This window comes from Nonomuraea sp. NPDC049637 (assembly GCF_040675235.1).
Taxonomy (GTDB): domain Bacteria; phylum Actinomycetota; class Actinomycetes; order Streptosporangiales; family Streptosporangiaceae; genus Nonomuraea.
The window spans coordinates 365,760-381,265 of sequence record NZ_JBFAOM010000002.1 but is presented as its reverse complement, the minus strand read 5'-3'; the positions used below and the strand labels follow the sequence as shown (position 1 = coordinate 381,265).

The 15,506-nt window shown below is 72.1% G+C and carries 13 protein-coding genes; 8 read left to right on the top strand and 5 right to left on the bottom strand.

Annotation, left to right across the window (positions count from 1 at the left end):
* Positions 1-57: 57 nt before the first annotated feature.
* The 4 genes from AB0J71_RS04205 to AB0J71_RS04190 all read left to right on the top strand — a co-directional run bounded on the left by AB0J71_RS04205 (position 58) and on the right by AB0J71_RS04190 (position 7,288).
* Positions 58-252: a hypothetical protein gene (locus tag AB0J71_RS04205; protein WP_026214481.1), complete on the top strand. Its 195-nt coding sequence runs from the start codon at positions 58-60 to the stop codon at positions 250-252.
* A 161-nt stretch (positions 253-413) separates the two neighbouring features.
* Positions 414-4,115, top strand: a complete 3,702-nt coding sequence (gene smc, locus AB0J71_RS04200; RefSeq protein ID WP_364412619.1) for a chromosome segregation protein SMC — start codon at positions 414-416, stop codon at positions 4,113-4,115.
* Between the two features lie 67 nt (positions 4,116-4,182).
* Positions 4,183-5,358, top strand: a complete 1,176-nt coding sequence (ftsY, locus tag AB0J71_RS04195) for a signal recognition particle-docking protein FtsY (protein ID WP_352324838.1) — start codon at positions 4,183-4,185, stop codon at positions 5,356-5,358.
* A gap of 253 nt (positions 5,359-5,611) precedes the next feature.
* On the top strand, positions 5,612-7,288 hold the full coding sequence (locus AB0J71_RS04190) for a tetratricopeptide repeat protein (RefSeq protein ID WP_364412616.1): 1,677 nt from the start codon (positions 5,612-5,614) through the stop codon (positions 7,286-7,288).
* Between the two features lie 136 nt (positions 7,289-7,424).
* Here the strand turns inward: AB0J71_RS04190 and AB0J71_RS04185 are convergent, their stop codons facing one another.
* Genes AB0J71_RS04185 through AB0J71_RS04175 form a run of 3 tightly spaced genes read right to left on the bottom strand, consistent with a single transcriptional unit; the run spans position 7,425 to position 10,284 of the window.
* Positions 7,425-8,219 (bottom strand): ABC transporter ATP-binding protein, encoded by a 795-nt coding sequence (locus AB0J71_RS04185; protein WP_352324840.1) that lies wholly within the window; start codon positions 8,217-8,219, stop codon positions 7,425-7,427.
* Positions 8,216-9,259, bottom strand: coding sequence for an iron chelate uptake ABC transporter family permease subunit (locus AB0J71_RS04180; RefSeq protein WP_364412613.1), 1,044 nt, complete (start codon positions 9,257-9,259; stop codon positions 8,216-8,218). Before AB0J71_RS04180 ends, AB0J71_RS04185 begins: the two co-directional genes overlap by 4 nt.
* A complete protein-coding gene (locus tag AB0J71_RS04175) occupies positions 9,256-10,284 on the bottom strand; it encodes an iron ABC transporter permease (RefSeq protein WP_352324842.1) in 1,029 nt (342 codons plus the stop codon). Before AB0J71_RS04175 ends, AB0J71_RS04180 begins: the two co-directional genes overlap by 4 nt.
* Positions 10,285-10,381: 97 nt before the next feature.
* On the opposite strand from AB0J71_RS04175, the gene AB0J71_RS04170 reads away from it, so the two are divergent.
* Positions 10,382-11,362: an iron-siderophore ABC transporter substrate-binding protein gene (locus tag AB0J71_RS04170; RefSeq protein WP_352324843.1), complete on the top strand. Its 981-nt coding sequence runs from the start codon at positions 10,382-10,384 to the stop codon at positions 11,360-11,362.
* Between the two features lie 5 nt (positions 11,363-11,367).
* Here the strand turns inward: AB0J71_RS04170 and AB0J71_RS04165 are convergent, their stop codons facing one another.
* On the bottom strand, positions 11,368-12,441 hold the full coding sequence (locus AB0J71_RS04165) for a PLP-dependent cysteine synthase family protein (protein WP_352324844.1): 1,074 nt from the start codon (positions 12,439-12,441) through the stop codon (positions 11,368-11,370).
* 249 nt (positions 12,442-12,690) lie between these two features.
* Between AB0J71_RS04165 and AB0J71_RS04160 the strand changes: the two genes are divergently transcribed.
* Positions 12,691-13,278 carry a sigma-70 family RNA polymerase sigma factor gene (locus tag AB0J71_RS04160; RefSeq protein WP_352324845.1) on the top strand — a complete coding sequence of 196 codons (588 nt, stop codon included), beginning with the start codon at positions 12,691-12,693 and terminating at the stop codon, positions 13,276-13,278.
* Here AB0J71_RS04160 and AB0J71_RS04155 read toward each other — a convergent pair.
* Positions 13,275-14,210 (bottom strand): sensor histidine kinase, encoded by a 936-nt coding sequence (locus AB0J71_RS04155; RefSeq protein ID WP_364412610.1) that lies wholly within the window; start codon positions 14,208-14,210, stop codon positions 13,275-13,277. The two genes, AB0J71_RS04160 and AB0J71_RS04155, sit on opposite strands and share 4 nt — an antisense overlap.
* Before the next feature lie 172 nt (positions 14,211-14,382).
* Between AB0J71_RS04155 and AB0J71_RS04150 the strand changes: the two genes are divergently transcribed.
* Together AB0J71_RS04150 and AB0J71_RS04145 are read left to right on the top strand one after the other, a co-directional pair.
* Positions 14,383-14,688, top strand: a complete 306-nt coding sequence (locus AB0J71_RS04150) for a hypothetical protein (RefSeq protein WP_352324847.1) — start codon at positions 14,383-14,385, stop codon at positions 14,686-14,688.
* Positions 14,689-14,734: 46 nt separating this feature from the next.
* Positions 14,735-15,493: a polysaccharide deacetylase family protein gene (locus tag AB0J71_RS04145; protein WP_352324848.1), complete on the top strand. Its 759-nt coding sequence runs from the start codon at positions 14,735-14,737 to the stop codon at positions 15,491-15,493.
* The last annotated feature ends 13 nt before the right edge of the window (positions 15,494-15,506 follow it).

Here is a 15,506-nt window from a genome sequence, read left to right as displayed (position 1 = left end):
CCGCGGAATAGAAGTGCGCGAACCAGTCTGGTCACTCAGCGTGGAGGACCCTTTACCATGGCGAAGGCTCTACTCGGCCACGTCGGCGGTCCTGACCCTCGGATGGTCTCGGAGATGCGCCGCTTGCAGCAGCGTATCCGGGATCTGGAGGCAGAACTCATCCGACTTCAGGCCACGAATGACGCTCTTGCGGCGCAAACCCGCGACGAAGCGCTCAGTCGCTTGCAGGAGCGCGAGCCGGCACTCACCTGAGAGTGATCGGAGCGCAAGACCCAGGGACGTCTCGAAGAGGCGTCCCTTGTTATTTTCCCTGGTGAAAAAGCGCTGGTCATCGACATGCCCACGAGCGGCGGCCAGGACCAGTAGGCTTTTCCGAAGCCCGTTCAGCCGAGGCCGGGGAGGAGGGTCGGCGTTTGTACCTGAAGAGCCTCACCCTGCGCGGCTTCAAGTCCTTCGCCTCCGCGACCGCCCTGCGCCTCGAACCCGGCATCACGTGCGTCGTCGGCCCCAACGGCTCGGGCAAGTCCAACGTCGTCGACGCCCTGGCCTGGGTCATGGGCGAGCACAGCGCCAAGTCGCTGCGCGGCGGCAAGATGGAGGACGTCATCTTCGCCGGCACCTCCTCCAGGCCGCCCCTGGGCCGGGCCGAGGTGACGCTGACGATCGACAACTCCGACGGCGCGCTGCCGATCGACTACACCGAGGTCACGATCAGCCGGCTGATGTTCCGCTCGGGGCAGAGCGAATACGCCATCAACGGCGACACCTGCCGCCTGCTCGACATCCAGGAGCTGCTGTCCGACTCGGGCATCGGCCGCGAGATGCACGTCATCGTCGGCCAGGGCCAGCTCGACGCCGTGCTGCACGCCGGGCCCGAAGACCGCCGCGCCTTCATCGAAGAGGCCGCGGGCGTGCTCAAACACCGCAAGCGCAAGGAAAAGGCGCTGCGCAAGCTCGACTCCATGCAGGCCAACCTCACCCGCGTCCAGGACCTCGCCACCGAGCTGCGCCGCCAGCTCAAGCCGCTCGGCCGCCAGGCGGAGATCGCCCGCAAGGCCGCCGTCATCCAGGCCGACCTGCGCGACGCCCGGCTGCGGCTGCTCGCCGACGACCTGTGCATCCTGCGCGCCACGCTCGAACGCGAGGCCGCCGACGAGGCCGCCGTCACCGCCCGGCGCAACCAGGTCGAGGCCGAGCTGGCCGAGGGCCAGCAGCGCGAGGCCGCCCTGGAGGCCGCCGAGGCCGAGACCCAGCCCCGGCTGAGCGCCGCCCAGGAGACCTTCTTCCGGCTCTCCTCCCTGCGCGAGCGCATCACCGGCCTGGAACAGCTCGCCGCCGAACGCCACCGCCACGCCCTCGACGCCGCCGCCATCGAACGCCGCGGCCGCGACCCGGAAGACCTCGAACGCGAGGCGGGCGAGGCGCGCGAGCAGGAGCACATCCTGCGGGCCGAGCTCGAACACGCCCAGGAGCTGCTGGCCGAGGCCGTCGAGCGGCGGGCCGCGGCCGAGGCCGAGCTGGGCGCGGAGGAGCGGCGCCTGGCGATGGCCGCCCGCGCCGCCGCCGACCGCCGCGAGGGCCTGGCCAAGCTGCGCGGCCAGGTCGACTCCGTGCGCAGCAGGGCACGCGCGGCCGAGGAGGAGATCGGGCGGCTGGAGAAGGCCGTGGCCGACGCCGCCGAGCGCGAGCGGCAGGCCCTGGCCGACCTGGAGAACGAGCGGGCCGAGGAGCCCGCGGCCGATCCGGCGCTGGCCGAGGAGCTGGCCACCGCCCAGGCCGTGGTCGAGGAGGCCAGGGCCGCCGCCGAGGAGGCCCGCGTGGCCGCCGACGAGGCCAAGGCCGGGCTCGGCGCGCCGCGGGCCGCCGTCCAGGCCGCCAAGGCTGGGGTCGCCACGGCCCGCGCCGCCGACCAGGAGGCCCAGCGCTCGGTGGCCGCGCTGCGGGCCCGCCGCGACGCCCTGGAGCTGGGCCTGGCCAAGGGCGACGGCGGCGCCGCGCTGCTCGACGCCGACCTGGCCGGGGTGCTGGGCCCGCTGGCCGCCTCGATGCAGGTCACGCCGGGCGCGGAGCTGGCCGTCGCCGCCGTGCTCGGCCCGGTCGCCGAGTCCGTCGCGGTCAAGACGCTCGACACCGCCGTCGAGGCGCTCGGCCTGCTGCGCGGCGCCGACGCCGGGCAGGTCACGCTGCTGGTCGCCGAGACCGGGGTTTCGGACACCGCGCATCACTCCCAGGTTGCGCGATCCCGGCCCGCCGCGCCCGAGGGCGGGCGGTGGGCCGCCGATCTGGTCACCGTGCCCGACGAGCTGCGGCCGGCGCTCGACCACGTCCTGGCGAAGGTCGTCGTGGTCGCCGACCTCGAAGCGGCCCGTGAGCTGGTGGGGCGGCGTCCCGAGCTGCGGGTGGTGACCGAGGACGGCGACGTGCTCGGGGCCCATGTGGCCGGTGGCGGGTCGGCCGGCGGCACCTCCGTCCTGCAGGTGCGGGCGGCGCTCGACGAGGCCGTCCGCGACCTGCGGGTGGCCGAGGCCACGGCGGAGGCGACGGCCGAGGCGCTCGACCAGGCGATCGAGGCCGAGCAGGCGGCCCAGACGGCCGTCGAGGCGGCCCAGGCGCACGTCAACGAGGCCCAGAGCGCGGTCACCGCGGCCCAGGCCCGGGTGAGCGCCGCGCAGGGCGTCCTCGACCAGGTCAGGGCCCGCCAGCGGGAGGCCGACCAGCGCAGCGCGGCGGCGGCCAGGCGGCTGGCCCAGCTGGAGGCCGCCGCGCACGCCGCCCACGCCGAGGCCGAACGCCTGGCCCGCAGCGTCACCGCAGCCCAGGGCTCCCGTACCGAAGGGCTGGCGGAGCTGGCCGAGCTGGAGATCCGGCTGGCCGAGGCCGAATACGCCCAGGAGCTGGAGACCGAGCCCACCACCGACCTGCGCGACGACCTGGCCGCCACGTGCGAGACGGCCCGGCAGCGCGAGATGGACACCCGCCTGCAGGTGCGCACCGCCGAGGAGCGCGTCAAGGGCATCGAGGGCCGCGCCGACGGCCTGCTGCGGGCCGCCCAGCGCGAGCGCCAGGAACGCGCCCAGGCCGCCGCTCAGCGGGCCAGGCGCCGGCGGCAGGCCGTGCTGGCCGAGGCGGTCAGCAAGGGCGCCAGGCAGGTGCTCGAGGCGCTCGCCTCCTCGATCCGGCTCGCCTCCCGCGAGCGTGACGACGCCGACCTCGCCCGCGTCGCCGTCGACGCCGAGCTCAAGCAGGTCCGCGTGCGCGTGCGTGAGCTGGGCCAGGAGCTCGACAAGCTGGTCAACCGGGTCCACGGGAGCGAGGTGGCCCGCACCGAGCAGCGCCTGCGGCTGGAGCAGCTCCAGGAGCGGGCGATGGAGGAGTTCGGCGTCGAGGTCGAGGCGCTGGTCTCCGAGTACGGCCCCGACGCGCCCGTCCCCGGCGACCCGCCGGTCCCGTACGTCCGGGAGGAGCAGGAGAAGCGGGCCAGGGCCGCCGAGCGGCAGATGACCCAGCTCGGCAAGGTCAACCCGCTGGCGCTGGAGGAGTTCGCCGCGCTGGAGGAGCGCCACGCCTTCCTGACCTCGCAGCTGGAGGATCTCAAGAAGACCCGGCGCGACCTGCTGACCGTGGTCAAGGAGGTCGACGACCGCGTCGAGCAGATGTTCGCCTCGGCCTACGAGGACGTCGCCCGCGAGTTCGAGCAGATCTTCGGCCGGGTCTTCCCCGGCGGTGACGGGCGGCTCGTGCTCACCGACCCCACCGACATGCTCACCACGGGCATCGAGGTCGAGGCCAGGCCGCCAGGCAAGAAGGTCAAGCGGCTGTCCCTGCTGTCGGGTGGCGAGCGCTCGCTGACCGCGGTGGCGTTCCTGATCTCCATCTTCAAGGCGCGGCCCTCGCCCTTCTACGTGATGGACGAGGTCGAGGCCGCCCTCGACGACACCAACACCCAGCGGCTGCTGACCCTGTTCGAGGAGTTGCGGCAGAGCTCCCAGCTCATCGTCATCACCCACAACAAGCGCACGATGGAGATCGCCGACGCCCTCTACGGCGTGTCGATGCGCGGCGACGGCGTGACCCAGGTGGTCAGCCAGCGCCTGCGGGAGCGCGAATCCGCCTGATCCGGCCTGTCATCATCCGTGTGCCTTGGGCATGACCATGCCGGTCGATCTGGAAAACTGACATCTTGTGGATGGTTACCTCGGCGTCATAGTGATCGTGGCCGTCGTCGCCCTGCTGGCGGCCGGCGGCCTCTTCCTGCTGTTCAGGCCGGGTGGCAAGGCGGCGCCGCCCGTGCCGCCGCCGGAGGCGCCGCCGCTTCCGGAGGAGGAGAAGCGGCCCGCCGGCCCGGTCGAGGAGGCCGACGGCGCGGTCACCACGGTGCCGCCGCCGGTCCAGCCGGCCGAGCCGATGGTCATCGCGCCCGAGGTCGAGGTGCCGCCGCCGTCCGCCGGGCGGATGGTGCGGCTGCGCTCGCGCCTGGCGCGTTCGCAGAGCGCCCTCGGCCGCGGCCTGCTGGAGCTGCTGTCCCGCGACCGGCTCGACGACGACGTCTGGGACGAGATCGAGGAGAGCCTGATCACCGCCGACGTGGGCGTCGCCCCGACCCGCGCGATGGTCGAGGAGCTGCGTACCAAGGTCAAGGTGCTGGGCAGCCGCACGCCCGCGGAGGTCAGGGCCCTGCTGCGCGAGCAGCTTCTCGCCCAGGTCAACCCCGACCTCGACCGCAGCCTGCACGTGCAGAAGCACGGCGAGCGGCCCGCCGTGGTCCTGGTCGTGGGCGTCAACGGCACGGGCAAGACCACCACCACCGGCAAGCTCGCCCGCTCGCTCATCGGCGACGGCAAGACGGTCGTGCTCGGCGCGGCCGACACCTTCCGCGCGGCGGCGGCCGACCAGCTCCAGACGTGGGGTGAGCGGGTCGGCGCCGAGACCGTGCGCGGGCCGGAGGGCGGCGACCCGGCCTCGGTGGCCTTCGACGCCACGGCCAAGGGCATCGAGGACAAGGTCGACGTCGTCATCGTCGACACCGCGGGCCGCCTGCACACCAAGACCGGCCTGATGGACGAGCTGGGCAAGGTCAAGCGGGTCATCGAGAAGAAGGCCACGGTCGACGAGGTGCTGCTCGTCCTCGACGCCACCACCGGCCAGAACGGCATGCGCCAGGCCCAGGTGTTCGCCGAGGTGGTCAACATCACCGGCATCGCGCTCACCAAGCTCGACGGCACCGCCAAGGGCGGCATCGTGATCTCCGTGCAGCGCGAGCTGGGCGTGCCGGTCAAGCTCGTGGGGCTCGGCGAGGGGCCCGACGATCTGGCGCCTTTCGACCCGGATGTCTTCGTGGACGCGATTCTGGGCGACTGACCCCGTTTATCGGCCATGTCCTAATTCATGCCGAAATAGCCATTACCAGAAAAGTCTTGAGTCGTTAGTTAGCTTTGTGCTGACATGTTCGGGTTATCCGCGATCACGTAAGGGATGCCCATGAAGAAGATCGTCGTCCATCGCCCCGGGACTGTCAGGCCCTCCACGCTCGCCTCGCCGCGGCACAGCGTTTGACCTGTCTCTGGGTCGGCGTTTCCACGCGGGAACGCCGACCGTTGGGAAGGGGGCGGTCGTGAGGACGATCGCCCTGGACGCCGACCGCCGGGCAGCCGGGCCGTACACGCTGGCCGCCGGGCTGCTCGACTTTCTGGTCCCCGAGGCGCTCGACCGGCGGCCCGACCTGGTCGCCGCCCATGACGTGGAGCTCCGGGTCGCGGCGCCCCGCCTGCGGCCGCTCGTGCCGGCGCGCAGGCGCTCGCTCGCCGACGACCTGCCGAGGGGGCAGCGCATCCTCATCCCGGGGGCGCGGCGCAGCCTCAGGATCGCCAACGGGCTGGCCGAGTTCGTCCGCGAGCTGCTGGCCGTCACGGGGCCGCTCACGCTCGTCGTGTCGAACCTGGGCGAGGCCGACCACACCGACCGCGAGCTGGTCGAGGTGCTGCGCCGCCGGCTCGACCCCGGGCTGCTGCGCGTCGAGGAGGGCCCGTCGTCGCCGGGCGAGGGCCCGCTGTGCGCCGACTTCGACCGCTACCGCGACGAGGGCTTCCATCACGCGATGGTGGAGTCGGGCACCGAGGCGCTGCGCGGCATGGCCTACGAGGACGACCCCGAAGGGTGGCGGACCCTCGTGCAGCGCGTCGCCGCGGCCCTGGAGGCGGTGGAGCGCGAGGAGGAGGCCCGCGCGCTCTACGACCGCGCCAGGCGCCTCAGCACCGACCCCAAGCATCGGGCCACCATCGCCTACGCCACCGCGATGATCCTGGTACGCCACCACGACCCCGCCCGCCGCGACCCCGGCGAGGCGATGGCGTGGATCAACGAGGCCGTCACGATCACATCGTTGCTGCCCGACCCGCGCGAACGCGCCTTCCACCTCGGCTTCGACCTCAACGGCAAGGCCCTGGTGGAGCTGCGCGCCGGCCGTCCGGACGCCGCGCTGCGGCTGGTCGAGCAGGCCATCGCCCTGGCCGACGAGCACCTGGCGGACGAGCACCCGATCCACCGGCTCGTGCTGCGCGCCAACAGGGCCCAGCTGCTGGCCGGCGCCGGCCGGCACGAGGAGGCGCTGGCCGACTACACGGCGGCGATCGACGCCGACCCCGGCTATCCGGACTACTACCTCGACCGGGGCAACCTGCTGAACAAGCTGGGCAGACCGGAGGAGGCGCTGGCCGACTACGAGGCCGTCATGCGGCTCAGCCCGCCCTTCCCCGAGGCGTACTACAACCGCTCGGAGCTGCGGTTCGCGGCCGGCGACCTGGACGGCGCCCGCGCCGACCTCGACCGCACGCTGGAGCTCGACCCCGACTTCGCCCCCGCGTACGTGAACAGGTGCGGCCTGCTCGCCCTCCACGGCGAGTACGAGCAGGCCAGGCAGGACGTGCGGCGCGGCCTCGCGCTCCGGCCGCGCGACGCCCACCTGCTCTGCGTGCTGGGCCAGGTGGAGACGGCCCAGGGCCGCCACCCGGAGGCGTACGCGGCCTTCGACGCCGCGCTGGAGATCGACCCCGACCTGGCCGCCGCGTGGGGGAACCGGGCCGTGCTCGCCTTCGAACGCGGCGACCCCGACGGCGCGCTGTCCGACCTGACCCGCGCGCTGAAGCTGACCGAGACGGCCGAGCTGCTGTTCAACCGGGCGATGGTCCACCGCGAGCTGGGACGGGCGAAGGAGGCCAGGCAGGACCTGCTCAGAGCCGCCGAACTGGCCCCCGGCGACCCGGACGTCGGGCGGGCGCTGGCCGAGGGGTGACCGGGACGGGCGGCGGGCCGGTGTCCGGGTGCGGGCACCGAAGGGTGACCGAGACGGGCAGCGGGCCGGTGTCCGGATGCCGGCCCGGTCCGCCGAGCTGCCGGGCCGCCGCAGCGGGCGTGGCGTCGTCGCCGGGTCAGGCTCGCGTGGCCGCGAGCGGCCCGATCGGCACCACGAGAGGGGTGCCCGCGACCGGATCCTCGATGACCTTCGCGTCCAGCTCGAACACCTCGCGCAGCAGCTCCTCGGTCAGCACCTCGTGCGGGGCGCCGGCGGCCACGACCTTGCCGGCGCGCATGGCCACCAGCCGGTCGGCGTAGCGCGCGGCCAGGTTGAGGTCGTGCAGGACCATGACGACCGTGCGGCCGGCCTCCTCGTGCAGGTGCCGGACGAGCTCCAGCACCTCCACCTGGTGGGCCAGGTCGAGGAACGTGGTGGGCTCGTCGAGCAGCAGCAGGTCGGTGCCCTGGGCCAGGGCCATGGAGATCCACGCCCGCTGCCGCTGGCCGCCCGACAGCTCGTCGAGCGGGCGTTCGGCGAGGTCGGCCAGGCCGGTCATGGTCAGCGCCGCGGCGACGGCCGACTCGTCGTCGGAGGACCACTGCCGATACCACGTCTGGTGCGGATGCCGGCCCCTGGCGACCAGGTCGGCCACGGTGAGCCCTTCGGGGGCGGAGGGCGCCTGCGGCAGCACGCCGAGGATCTTGGCCACCTCGCGGGTGGGGATGGCGTCGATGCGCTTGCCGTCCAGCAGCACCTGGCCGCCCTGGGGCTTGAGCAGGCGGCCGAGCGCGCGCAGGAGGGTGGACTTGCCGCAGCCGTTCGGGCCGATGATGGTGGTCACCGTGCCCGCCTCGACGCCCAGGTCGAGGCCGTCCACGATGGTCCGGTCGCCGTAGCCGAGCTTGACGCCCGCGGCCTGCAGCCTCATTTGCGTGCCCTCCAGATCAGGTGGATCAGGTACGGTGCGCCCAGCACGGCCGTGACGATGCCGACGGGCAGTTCGATCGGGGAGAAGACGGTCCGGGCGATCAGGTCGGCGCCCGCGGTGAGCACGGCCCCGGTGACCGCCGAGCACAGCAGCGGCGGCCGGGCCGAGCGGGCCAGCCGGAGCGCGATCTGCGGCGCGGCCAGGGCCACGAACGCGATCGGCCCGGCCGAGGCGGTGGCCACCGCGGCCAGCAGCACGGCGGCCAGGATCAGCAGGGCGCGGGCCGCGTTCACCCGCACGCCGAGGGCGGTGACCATGTCGTCGCCGAAGCGCAGCGCGTCGAGCGAGCGGGTGCCGAGCAGGGTGGCCGGGACGAGCACCGCCAGCGCGAGCGCCACGGGCACCACGTGCTCCCAGCCGCGGCCGTTGAGCGAGCCGCTGATCCAGACCATGGCCCGGCCGGTGTCGTTGACGTCGCCGACGGTCAGCAGCCAGAACTTCACGTTCGTGAACACGGCGGCCACGCCGATGCCGACCAGGACCAGGCGGTAGCCGTCCAGGCCGCGCCGCCAGGCCAGGCCGTAGACGACGGACGCCCCGAGCAGGCCGCCGAGCAGGGCGAGCGCGGGGATGCCCAGGTCGGCCAGCAGGCCGCTGGCGCCGCCGTAGGCGCTGCCGCTGGCCACCACGCCGGCCACGACGGTGACCGAGGCGCCGGTCGTGACGCCGAGGATCTCGGGGCTGGCCAGCGGGTTGCGGGCGATGGACTGGATGATCGCGCCGGACAGCGCGAGCGCGGCGCCGACCAGGGCGCCGGTCAGGGCGCGCGGCAGGCGTAGCTCCATGATGACGAAGTGGGCCGGGCTGTCGACGTCGAAGGTGCCCCGGAGCACCTCCGCCAGGCTCATCGGCAGGTCGCCGATGCGCATGTTCAGCGCCATGAGCACGACCAGGAGCGCCAGGCCGGTCACGCCGACGCCGACGGCGCGCAGGCGCAGCCGCCAGGACAGGGCGCCGAGGCGCAGGGGGAGCGCGGTCATAGCCGTACCGGCTTTCTGCGGCGGACCAGGGCGACGAAGAAGGGCGCGCCGATCAGCGCGAGGACCACGCCGACCTCCAGCTCGCCCGGCGGGGCGACCACGCGGCCGATCACGTCGGCGACCAGCAGCAACGCCGCCCCGACCAGCCCCGAGTACGGCAGCAGCCACCGGTGGTCGGTGCCCGACAGCGGCCGGGCCAGGTGCGGCACGATCAGGCCCACGAACGCCAGCGAGCCGCAGGCCGCCACCGCCGCGCCCGACAGCAGGGTGACGGCGGCGACGCCGACCGTCCTGGTCAGCGCGATGTTCTGGCCGAGCGAGCGGGCGACGTCCTCGCCGAGCGACAGGGCGTTCAGGCCCGGGGCGTTGACCAGGGCCAGCAGCAGGCCGGCGACGATGAACGGGAGCACCTGCCAGACCACGTCGGGGCCCCTGGCGGCGATGGAGCCGGACTGCCAGAAGCGGAAGACGTCCATGGCCTGCTCGTCGAGGAGCACGATGGCCGAGGTCATGGCGTACAGCAGGGCGCTGACCGCGGTGCCGGCCAGGGCCAGCGTGACCGGCGTCGGGCCGCCCCTGCCGCCCGTCATGCCGAGCGCGAACACCGCCACGCTGGCCACCAGCGCGCCCGCCAGGCCGAACCAGATGTAGGCGAGCAGGCTGGAGGCGCCGAGCAGGATGATCGAGGCCACCATGGCGAACGCCGCGCCCTGCGTGACGCCCAGCAGGCCGGGGTCGGCGAGCGGGTTGCGCGTGTGGCCCTGCATGAGGGCGCCCGCGACGCCGAGCGCGATCCCGGCCAGCACCCCGAGCACGGTACGCGGTACGCGCAGCGAGCGGATGATGATGTCGTTCTCGCTGCCCGTGGGCGCGGTGAGAGCCTGCCAGGCGTCGCCCGGCGGCACGGACTTCGAGCCGACCGTGATGCTCAGCACCACCCCGGCCGCGACGGCGGCGAGGAGGAGGAGCAGGAGGACGAGCCGCCGGCGCCGGATGCCGTGGAGGCGGGGCGCGAGCGCGGTCACCAGTTTCCTCCCCTTGTTTGCCCGATCGTGGTGAAGTATGCCAGGTTAGGCAGGGCTAACCTAATTTAGGTTCGCCTTACTTCGAGAAAGGGTTCCGATGAGAGCGTGGCGGGTGCTGGCCGGTGTGCTGCTGGTGGCGGGGGTGGCCGCGTGCGGCTCGACGGAGCCGGCGGCCACGCCGTCGGCAGACTCGTCGGCAGACCCGGCGGCCAGGACGATCGAGCACGCGATGGGCTCGACCAAGATCTCCGGGCAGCCCAAGCGGGTCGTCGCGCTCGACCAGAGCTTCGTGGACGCGGTGCTCACGCTGGAGACCCCCGTGATCGGCTACACCACCTACCGGTCGATCGACGCCAAGCTGCCCGACTACCTCGGCCCGCTCGTCGCCCGGTACGGCAAGGAGGCGACCCCGGTCGGCACGCTGGAGCAGCCCAGCCTGGAGAAGATCGCCGCGCTCAAGCCCGACCTGATCGTCTCGGCCAAGGTCCGCCACGAGGCCCTGTACGACAAGCTGTCGAAGATCGCGCCGACCGTCTTCAGCGAGACGACCGGCGCCATCTGGAAGGAGAACCTGCGGCTCATGGGCCGCGCCCTGGGCAAGGAGGAGCTGGCCGACTCCCGGATCAAGGCGTTCGAGGAGCGCGCGGGCACGATCGGGGCCGCGATCAAGGAGAAGGCGGGCGGGAAGCTGCCGACCGTCTCGATCGTGCGCTTCGCCGGTGAGCCCACCGTCCGGCTCTACGTCGAGAAGTCCTACTCCGGGGTGGTGCTGAAGGACGTCGGCTTCCCCCGCCCGCAGGGCCAGCCGACCAAGGACGACGCCATCGCCGTGGACGTCAGCCAGGAGCGCATCGCCGACCTCGACGCCGACCACATCTTCGTCGCCACCTACCCCGACCCGGCCAGCGACGGCCCCAAGGAGAAGTTCGTCGGCAACCCGCTGTGGGGGCGGCTCAAGGGGGACAAGCACGAGGTCAGCGACCTGACCTGGATGAGCGCCGTGGGCATCCAGGGCGCCCACGCCATCCTGGACGACCTGGCCAAGACCTTCTCGGTCGACCCCGCCAAGGCGGCCTAGGGCGCTCAGCGCGGCAGGAACGCCCGCAGGCCGGCCAGGTGGGGTTCGAGGTCGAGCCCCTGGCCGGCCAGCCACTCCGGGTTGTCGTAGGTGCCCTTGTAGCGGTCGCCGCGGTCGCAGATCAGGGTGACGACGCTGCCCTGGACGCCCGCTTCGCGCATCTCCCCGACGAGCTCGACGCACGCCGCCATGTTCGTCCCGGTGGAGCCGCCGACGTCCAGGCCGGTGACCTCGCGGGTCCAGTGCATGGCGGCGATCGAGCGGGCGTCCGGGACGGCGATCATGCGGTCGATCACGCTGGGCAGGAACGACGGCTCCACCCGGGGACGCCCGATGCCCTCGATCCGCGACCCCGAGGCCGTCACCGTGGGGTCGCCGGAGACCCAGCCGGGGTAGAACGCCGAGCCCTCCGGGTCGACCACGGCCAGGCGGGTGGGGTGGCGGCGGTAGCGGATGTAGCGGCCGATGGTGGACGACGTGCCGCCGGTGCCGGCGCCGACGACGATCCAGGCGGGCTCGGGATGCGGCTCCATGGACATCTGGGAATAGATCGACTCGGCGATGTTGTTGTTGCCACGCCAGTCGGTCGCGCGTTCGGCGTAGGTGAACTGGTCCATGAAGTGGCCCCCGGTCTCGGCGGCCAGCCGGTGAGATTCGTCATAGATCGCCCCGGGGTCGGCGACGAGGTGACATTTCCCGCCGTAGAACTCGATGAGATGGCACTTCTCGGGCGACGTGGACGCGGGCATGACGGCGATGAACGGCAGCCCGAGCAACCGGGCGAAATACGCCTCGCTGACCGCGGTCGAGCCGCTGGACGCCTCCACGATCGTGGTGGCCGGGCCGATCCAGCCGTTGGCGAGGCCGTACAGGAACAGGGACCGCGCGAGCCGGTGCTTGAGTGAACCGGTCGGGTGCACCGATTCGTCTTTCAGGTAGAGGTTTACGCCCCAGTGCGAGGGAAGCGGAAAGACGTGCAGGTGAGTGTCACAACTTCGGTTGGCGTCGGCCTCCACCTTGCGGATGGCCTCCGCCACCCACCGACGTGTCCCCGTGTCGTGACGGTCCACAGATTCCATGTCCATACGCTATCCCCTGTGACTCTAACCACTATTCCTACGAAATTGGGTGGGTAGTGTTATGATAATGAGACTTGTCCGGCCGTGGACGTGACCACGCACGCCGCGAGCCAGATGGACGACAAACCCCTTCTGACCTATGCGGACTCTCCTAACGCGTCCCTTACCCGGGAGTTGCGAGGATGAGGAACGCTGTCAGGCGGCTTGTGCCGAACGGGGGATAGCGCAAGGGGGAATGAATTGATCACTATGACCGATGAGCAGCGCCAGGACTGGTTCGAGCGCGATGTCGTGCCCGTGACGTCGCAGCTGTTCGCTTCCGCCATGCGCCTGACCCGTAACGCCGCCGACGCCGAGGACCTGGTGCAGGAGACGGTCGCCAAGGCGTACACGTCCTACCACCAGTTCCGCGAGGGCACCAACCTCAAGGCGTGGCTGCACCGCATCCTCACCAACAACTTCATCAACGACTACCGCAAGAAGCAGCGCTCGCCGAAGTTGTCGGCCGCCGAGGACATCGAGGACTGGCAGCTGCACGCCGCCGAGTCCCACACCTCGACGGGTCTGCGCTCGGCCGAGACCGAGGCGCTCGACCGGCTGCCCGACAGCGTCGTGATGAACGCTCTGCGCTCCCTGCCCGAGGACTTCCGCGTGGCCGTCTACCTGGCCGACGTCGAGGGGTTCGCGTACAAGGAGATCGCCGAGCGCATGGGGACGCCCATCGGCACCGTGATGTCCCGTCTGCACCGTGGCCGCCGCCAGCTCCGCGGCATGCTGGAGGACTACGCGCGGGAGGAGGGCGCCGTGCGCCTTCCCGCCCCCCGCGCCGCGGCCTAGGGCGAGTTCAGGGACAGGCGAAGGCGGACGCGTAACACGCCTGCTTCGTCGCGCAGCTGCACCCGGTCGCAGAGCTGCCGGCTGATCCAGAGCCCGTACCCCCGCGGGGACTCGGGCTCCGGCGGTATGTAGCCCGGCAGGGGGTCGTCGAGCACCCCGCCGGGATCGGCGATCTCGCAGACGAGGTCGCGCTTCTCCACCCACATCGTGATGGTGCCGAACCCGGCGCCGTGCTCGACGCAGTTCGCGGCGATCTCCGAGACGCTGAGCACCAGCGAGGAGATGAGGTTGCGGTCCATGCCGGCCGTCCTGGCGTAGTCGCCGACGGTCTGGCGCAGGCGCTTGAGCTCGCGGGCCGTGAACCGCACCAGGCAGGCCCCGGGGCCCGGCTCGGGGAACGGCTCGTCGTCGCCGTCGAGCACCAGCTCGTGGGGCGGCACGAATCGCCCGCTGGCCGCCTCGCCCCCCGCCTCCAGCACCAGGGGATGGACGACCGGGGTGAGCTCGCGGACGGGCTCGGGCACGTCGCGCAGGTCGTACAGGCACATCATGACGGACGGGGCCGCGGCCAGGGCGGCGTTGACGACCGAGTCGTAGCGGATGAGGTCCTGGATCCGCGGCTCGCTCAGCTCCGCCCAGACGGGCTCCCCGACGACCAGGGTGGGCCGGCCGCGGGTGTACTCGTGGTAGGCGGCCAGCATCCGGTGGGGGTGGCCGTACCAGGCGCCGGCCGGGCGGCTGTCGATGCGCCGCGCGTCGCCGTCGAGGGCCTCGGCCAGCAGCGCCAGCCGGTCGGGGCGGTTGACGACCAGCACGCGCCGGTCTTCGTCCAGCGCGGTTCGCACGCGCGGCACGACGAGGTCGAGGAAGGCCCGATCGGAGTCGTACGGTACCGCGACGTGCTTCAGCGACTGTGCCCGCTCCCGGCGCACGGCCGAAACGTAACAAGGGCGGCCCGGCCGCGCAACGGCGGAAGCCGACCAATAACGTCGAACGGCCTGCGCGTGACTCCCCGGAGTTTCATGATTACTCCATGTCTTGGACGGCTGATGCCCGTTGCTGGGTACATCTGTTGTGTACGGAAACGTCGGCAGGGGGTGGCGTGTGACCGAAGCCCGCGCGGCGGCGGAGAAACTCCAGGCGGAGCTGCACGGGCTGGGAGTCACCAGCGCGTACGAGGTGGGGGACGGAGCGACCATCTCGGTCTGGATAGGTCTCGTCGTGCACTACAGGGACGGTTTTTACCGTTGGCAGGAAGGTCCGGTTAAACGTCGTCATCTGGGTACGGATCCGGTTGGATGTGCCATGCGCGTGGCGCGCCGCTACAAGGAGCTGCACGCGGATATCCCACTCTGGTGGGACGACCTGGCCAGGGAACTACGGGGGAGACCGGTCCAGGACTATCCGTAAGGCCCCCGCGTGCGGTGTTTCGGGGGAAAACATGCGCATTTGGGCTTTGCCATTCGTCCTGATCGTTCTCGTGGGCTGCGCCGCCCAGCCGGTGCCGCGCCGACATTCCGCCATGATCCGGCCGCAGGTCAGTCCTGAGGTCCTGGCCAAGCGGCTGATCGCGCAGCAGGCCGACTGGCCGCGCAGCCGCAGGTTCGACTGCGGAAAGATCAAGTGTGTGGCCCTGACCTTCGACGACGGTCCAGGGCCCTACACCGGCAAGCTGCTCGACCTGTTGCACCAGCGCCACGTCAGGGCCACGTTCTTCGTGCTGGGGGAGATGGTGGCCGCCGACAGCGGCGGCCGGATCACCCGCCGCATCGTGGACGAGGGTCACGAGATCGGCAACCACTCCTGGTCCCATCCGTCGCTGACCGGCCTGTCCCGCGAGGGCGTGCGCAACGAGCTGGGGCACACCGACGAGCTCGTCCACCGGCTGACCGGGGTCAAGATGCGGGTGATGCGCCCGCCGTACGGCAGCACCGACGACGCCGTCGCCGCCGAGACCCGCCGCGAGGGCCTGGCCCAGATCCTGTGGGACGTCGACACCCTCGACTGGCTGCACCGCGAGCCCGCCGCCGTGGTCAGGCGGGCCGACACCGCCAAGGCGGGGTCGATCGTGCTCATGCACGACATCCACCCCACCACGGTCGAGGCCGTGCCGAAGGTGATCGACACCCTCGCCAGGAAGGGCTACACGTTCGTCACGATCTCGGAGCTGTACGGCCGCCCGCCCACGCCGGGCCGCACGTACACCGCACGGTGAGCGGCATGGCACC

What these genes read in the sequence shown, in the direction of transcription:
- AB0J71_RS04205 (WP_026214481.1), top strand. Translation starts at nt 58, where the DNA reads ATGGCGAAGGCTCTACTCGGCCACGTCGGCGGTCCTGACCCTCGGATG.
- AB0J71_RS04185 (WP_352324840.1), bottom strand. Translation starts at nt 8,219, where the DNA reads ATGAGGCTGCAGGCCGCGGGCGTCAAGCTCGGCTACGGCGACCGGACC.
- AB0J71_RS04180 (WP_364412613.1), bottom strand. Translation starts at nt 9,259, where the DNA reads ATGACCGCGCTCCCCCTGCGCCTCGGCGCCCTGTCCTGGCGGCTGCGC.
- AB0J71_RS04170 (WP_352324843.1), top strand. Translation starts at nt 10,382, where the DNA reads ATGAGAGCGTGGCGGGTGCTGGCCGGTGTGCTGCTGGTGGCGGGGGTG.
- AB0J71_RS04165 (WP_352324844.1), bottom strand. Translation starts at nt 12,441, where the DNA reads ATGGAATCTGTGGACCGTCACGACACGGGGACACGTCGGTGGGTGGCG.
- AB0J71_RS04160 (WP_352324845.1), top strand. Translation starts at nt 12,691, where the DNA reads ATGACCGATGAGCAGCGCCAGGACTGGTTCGAGCGCGATGTCGTGCCC.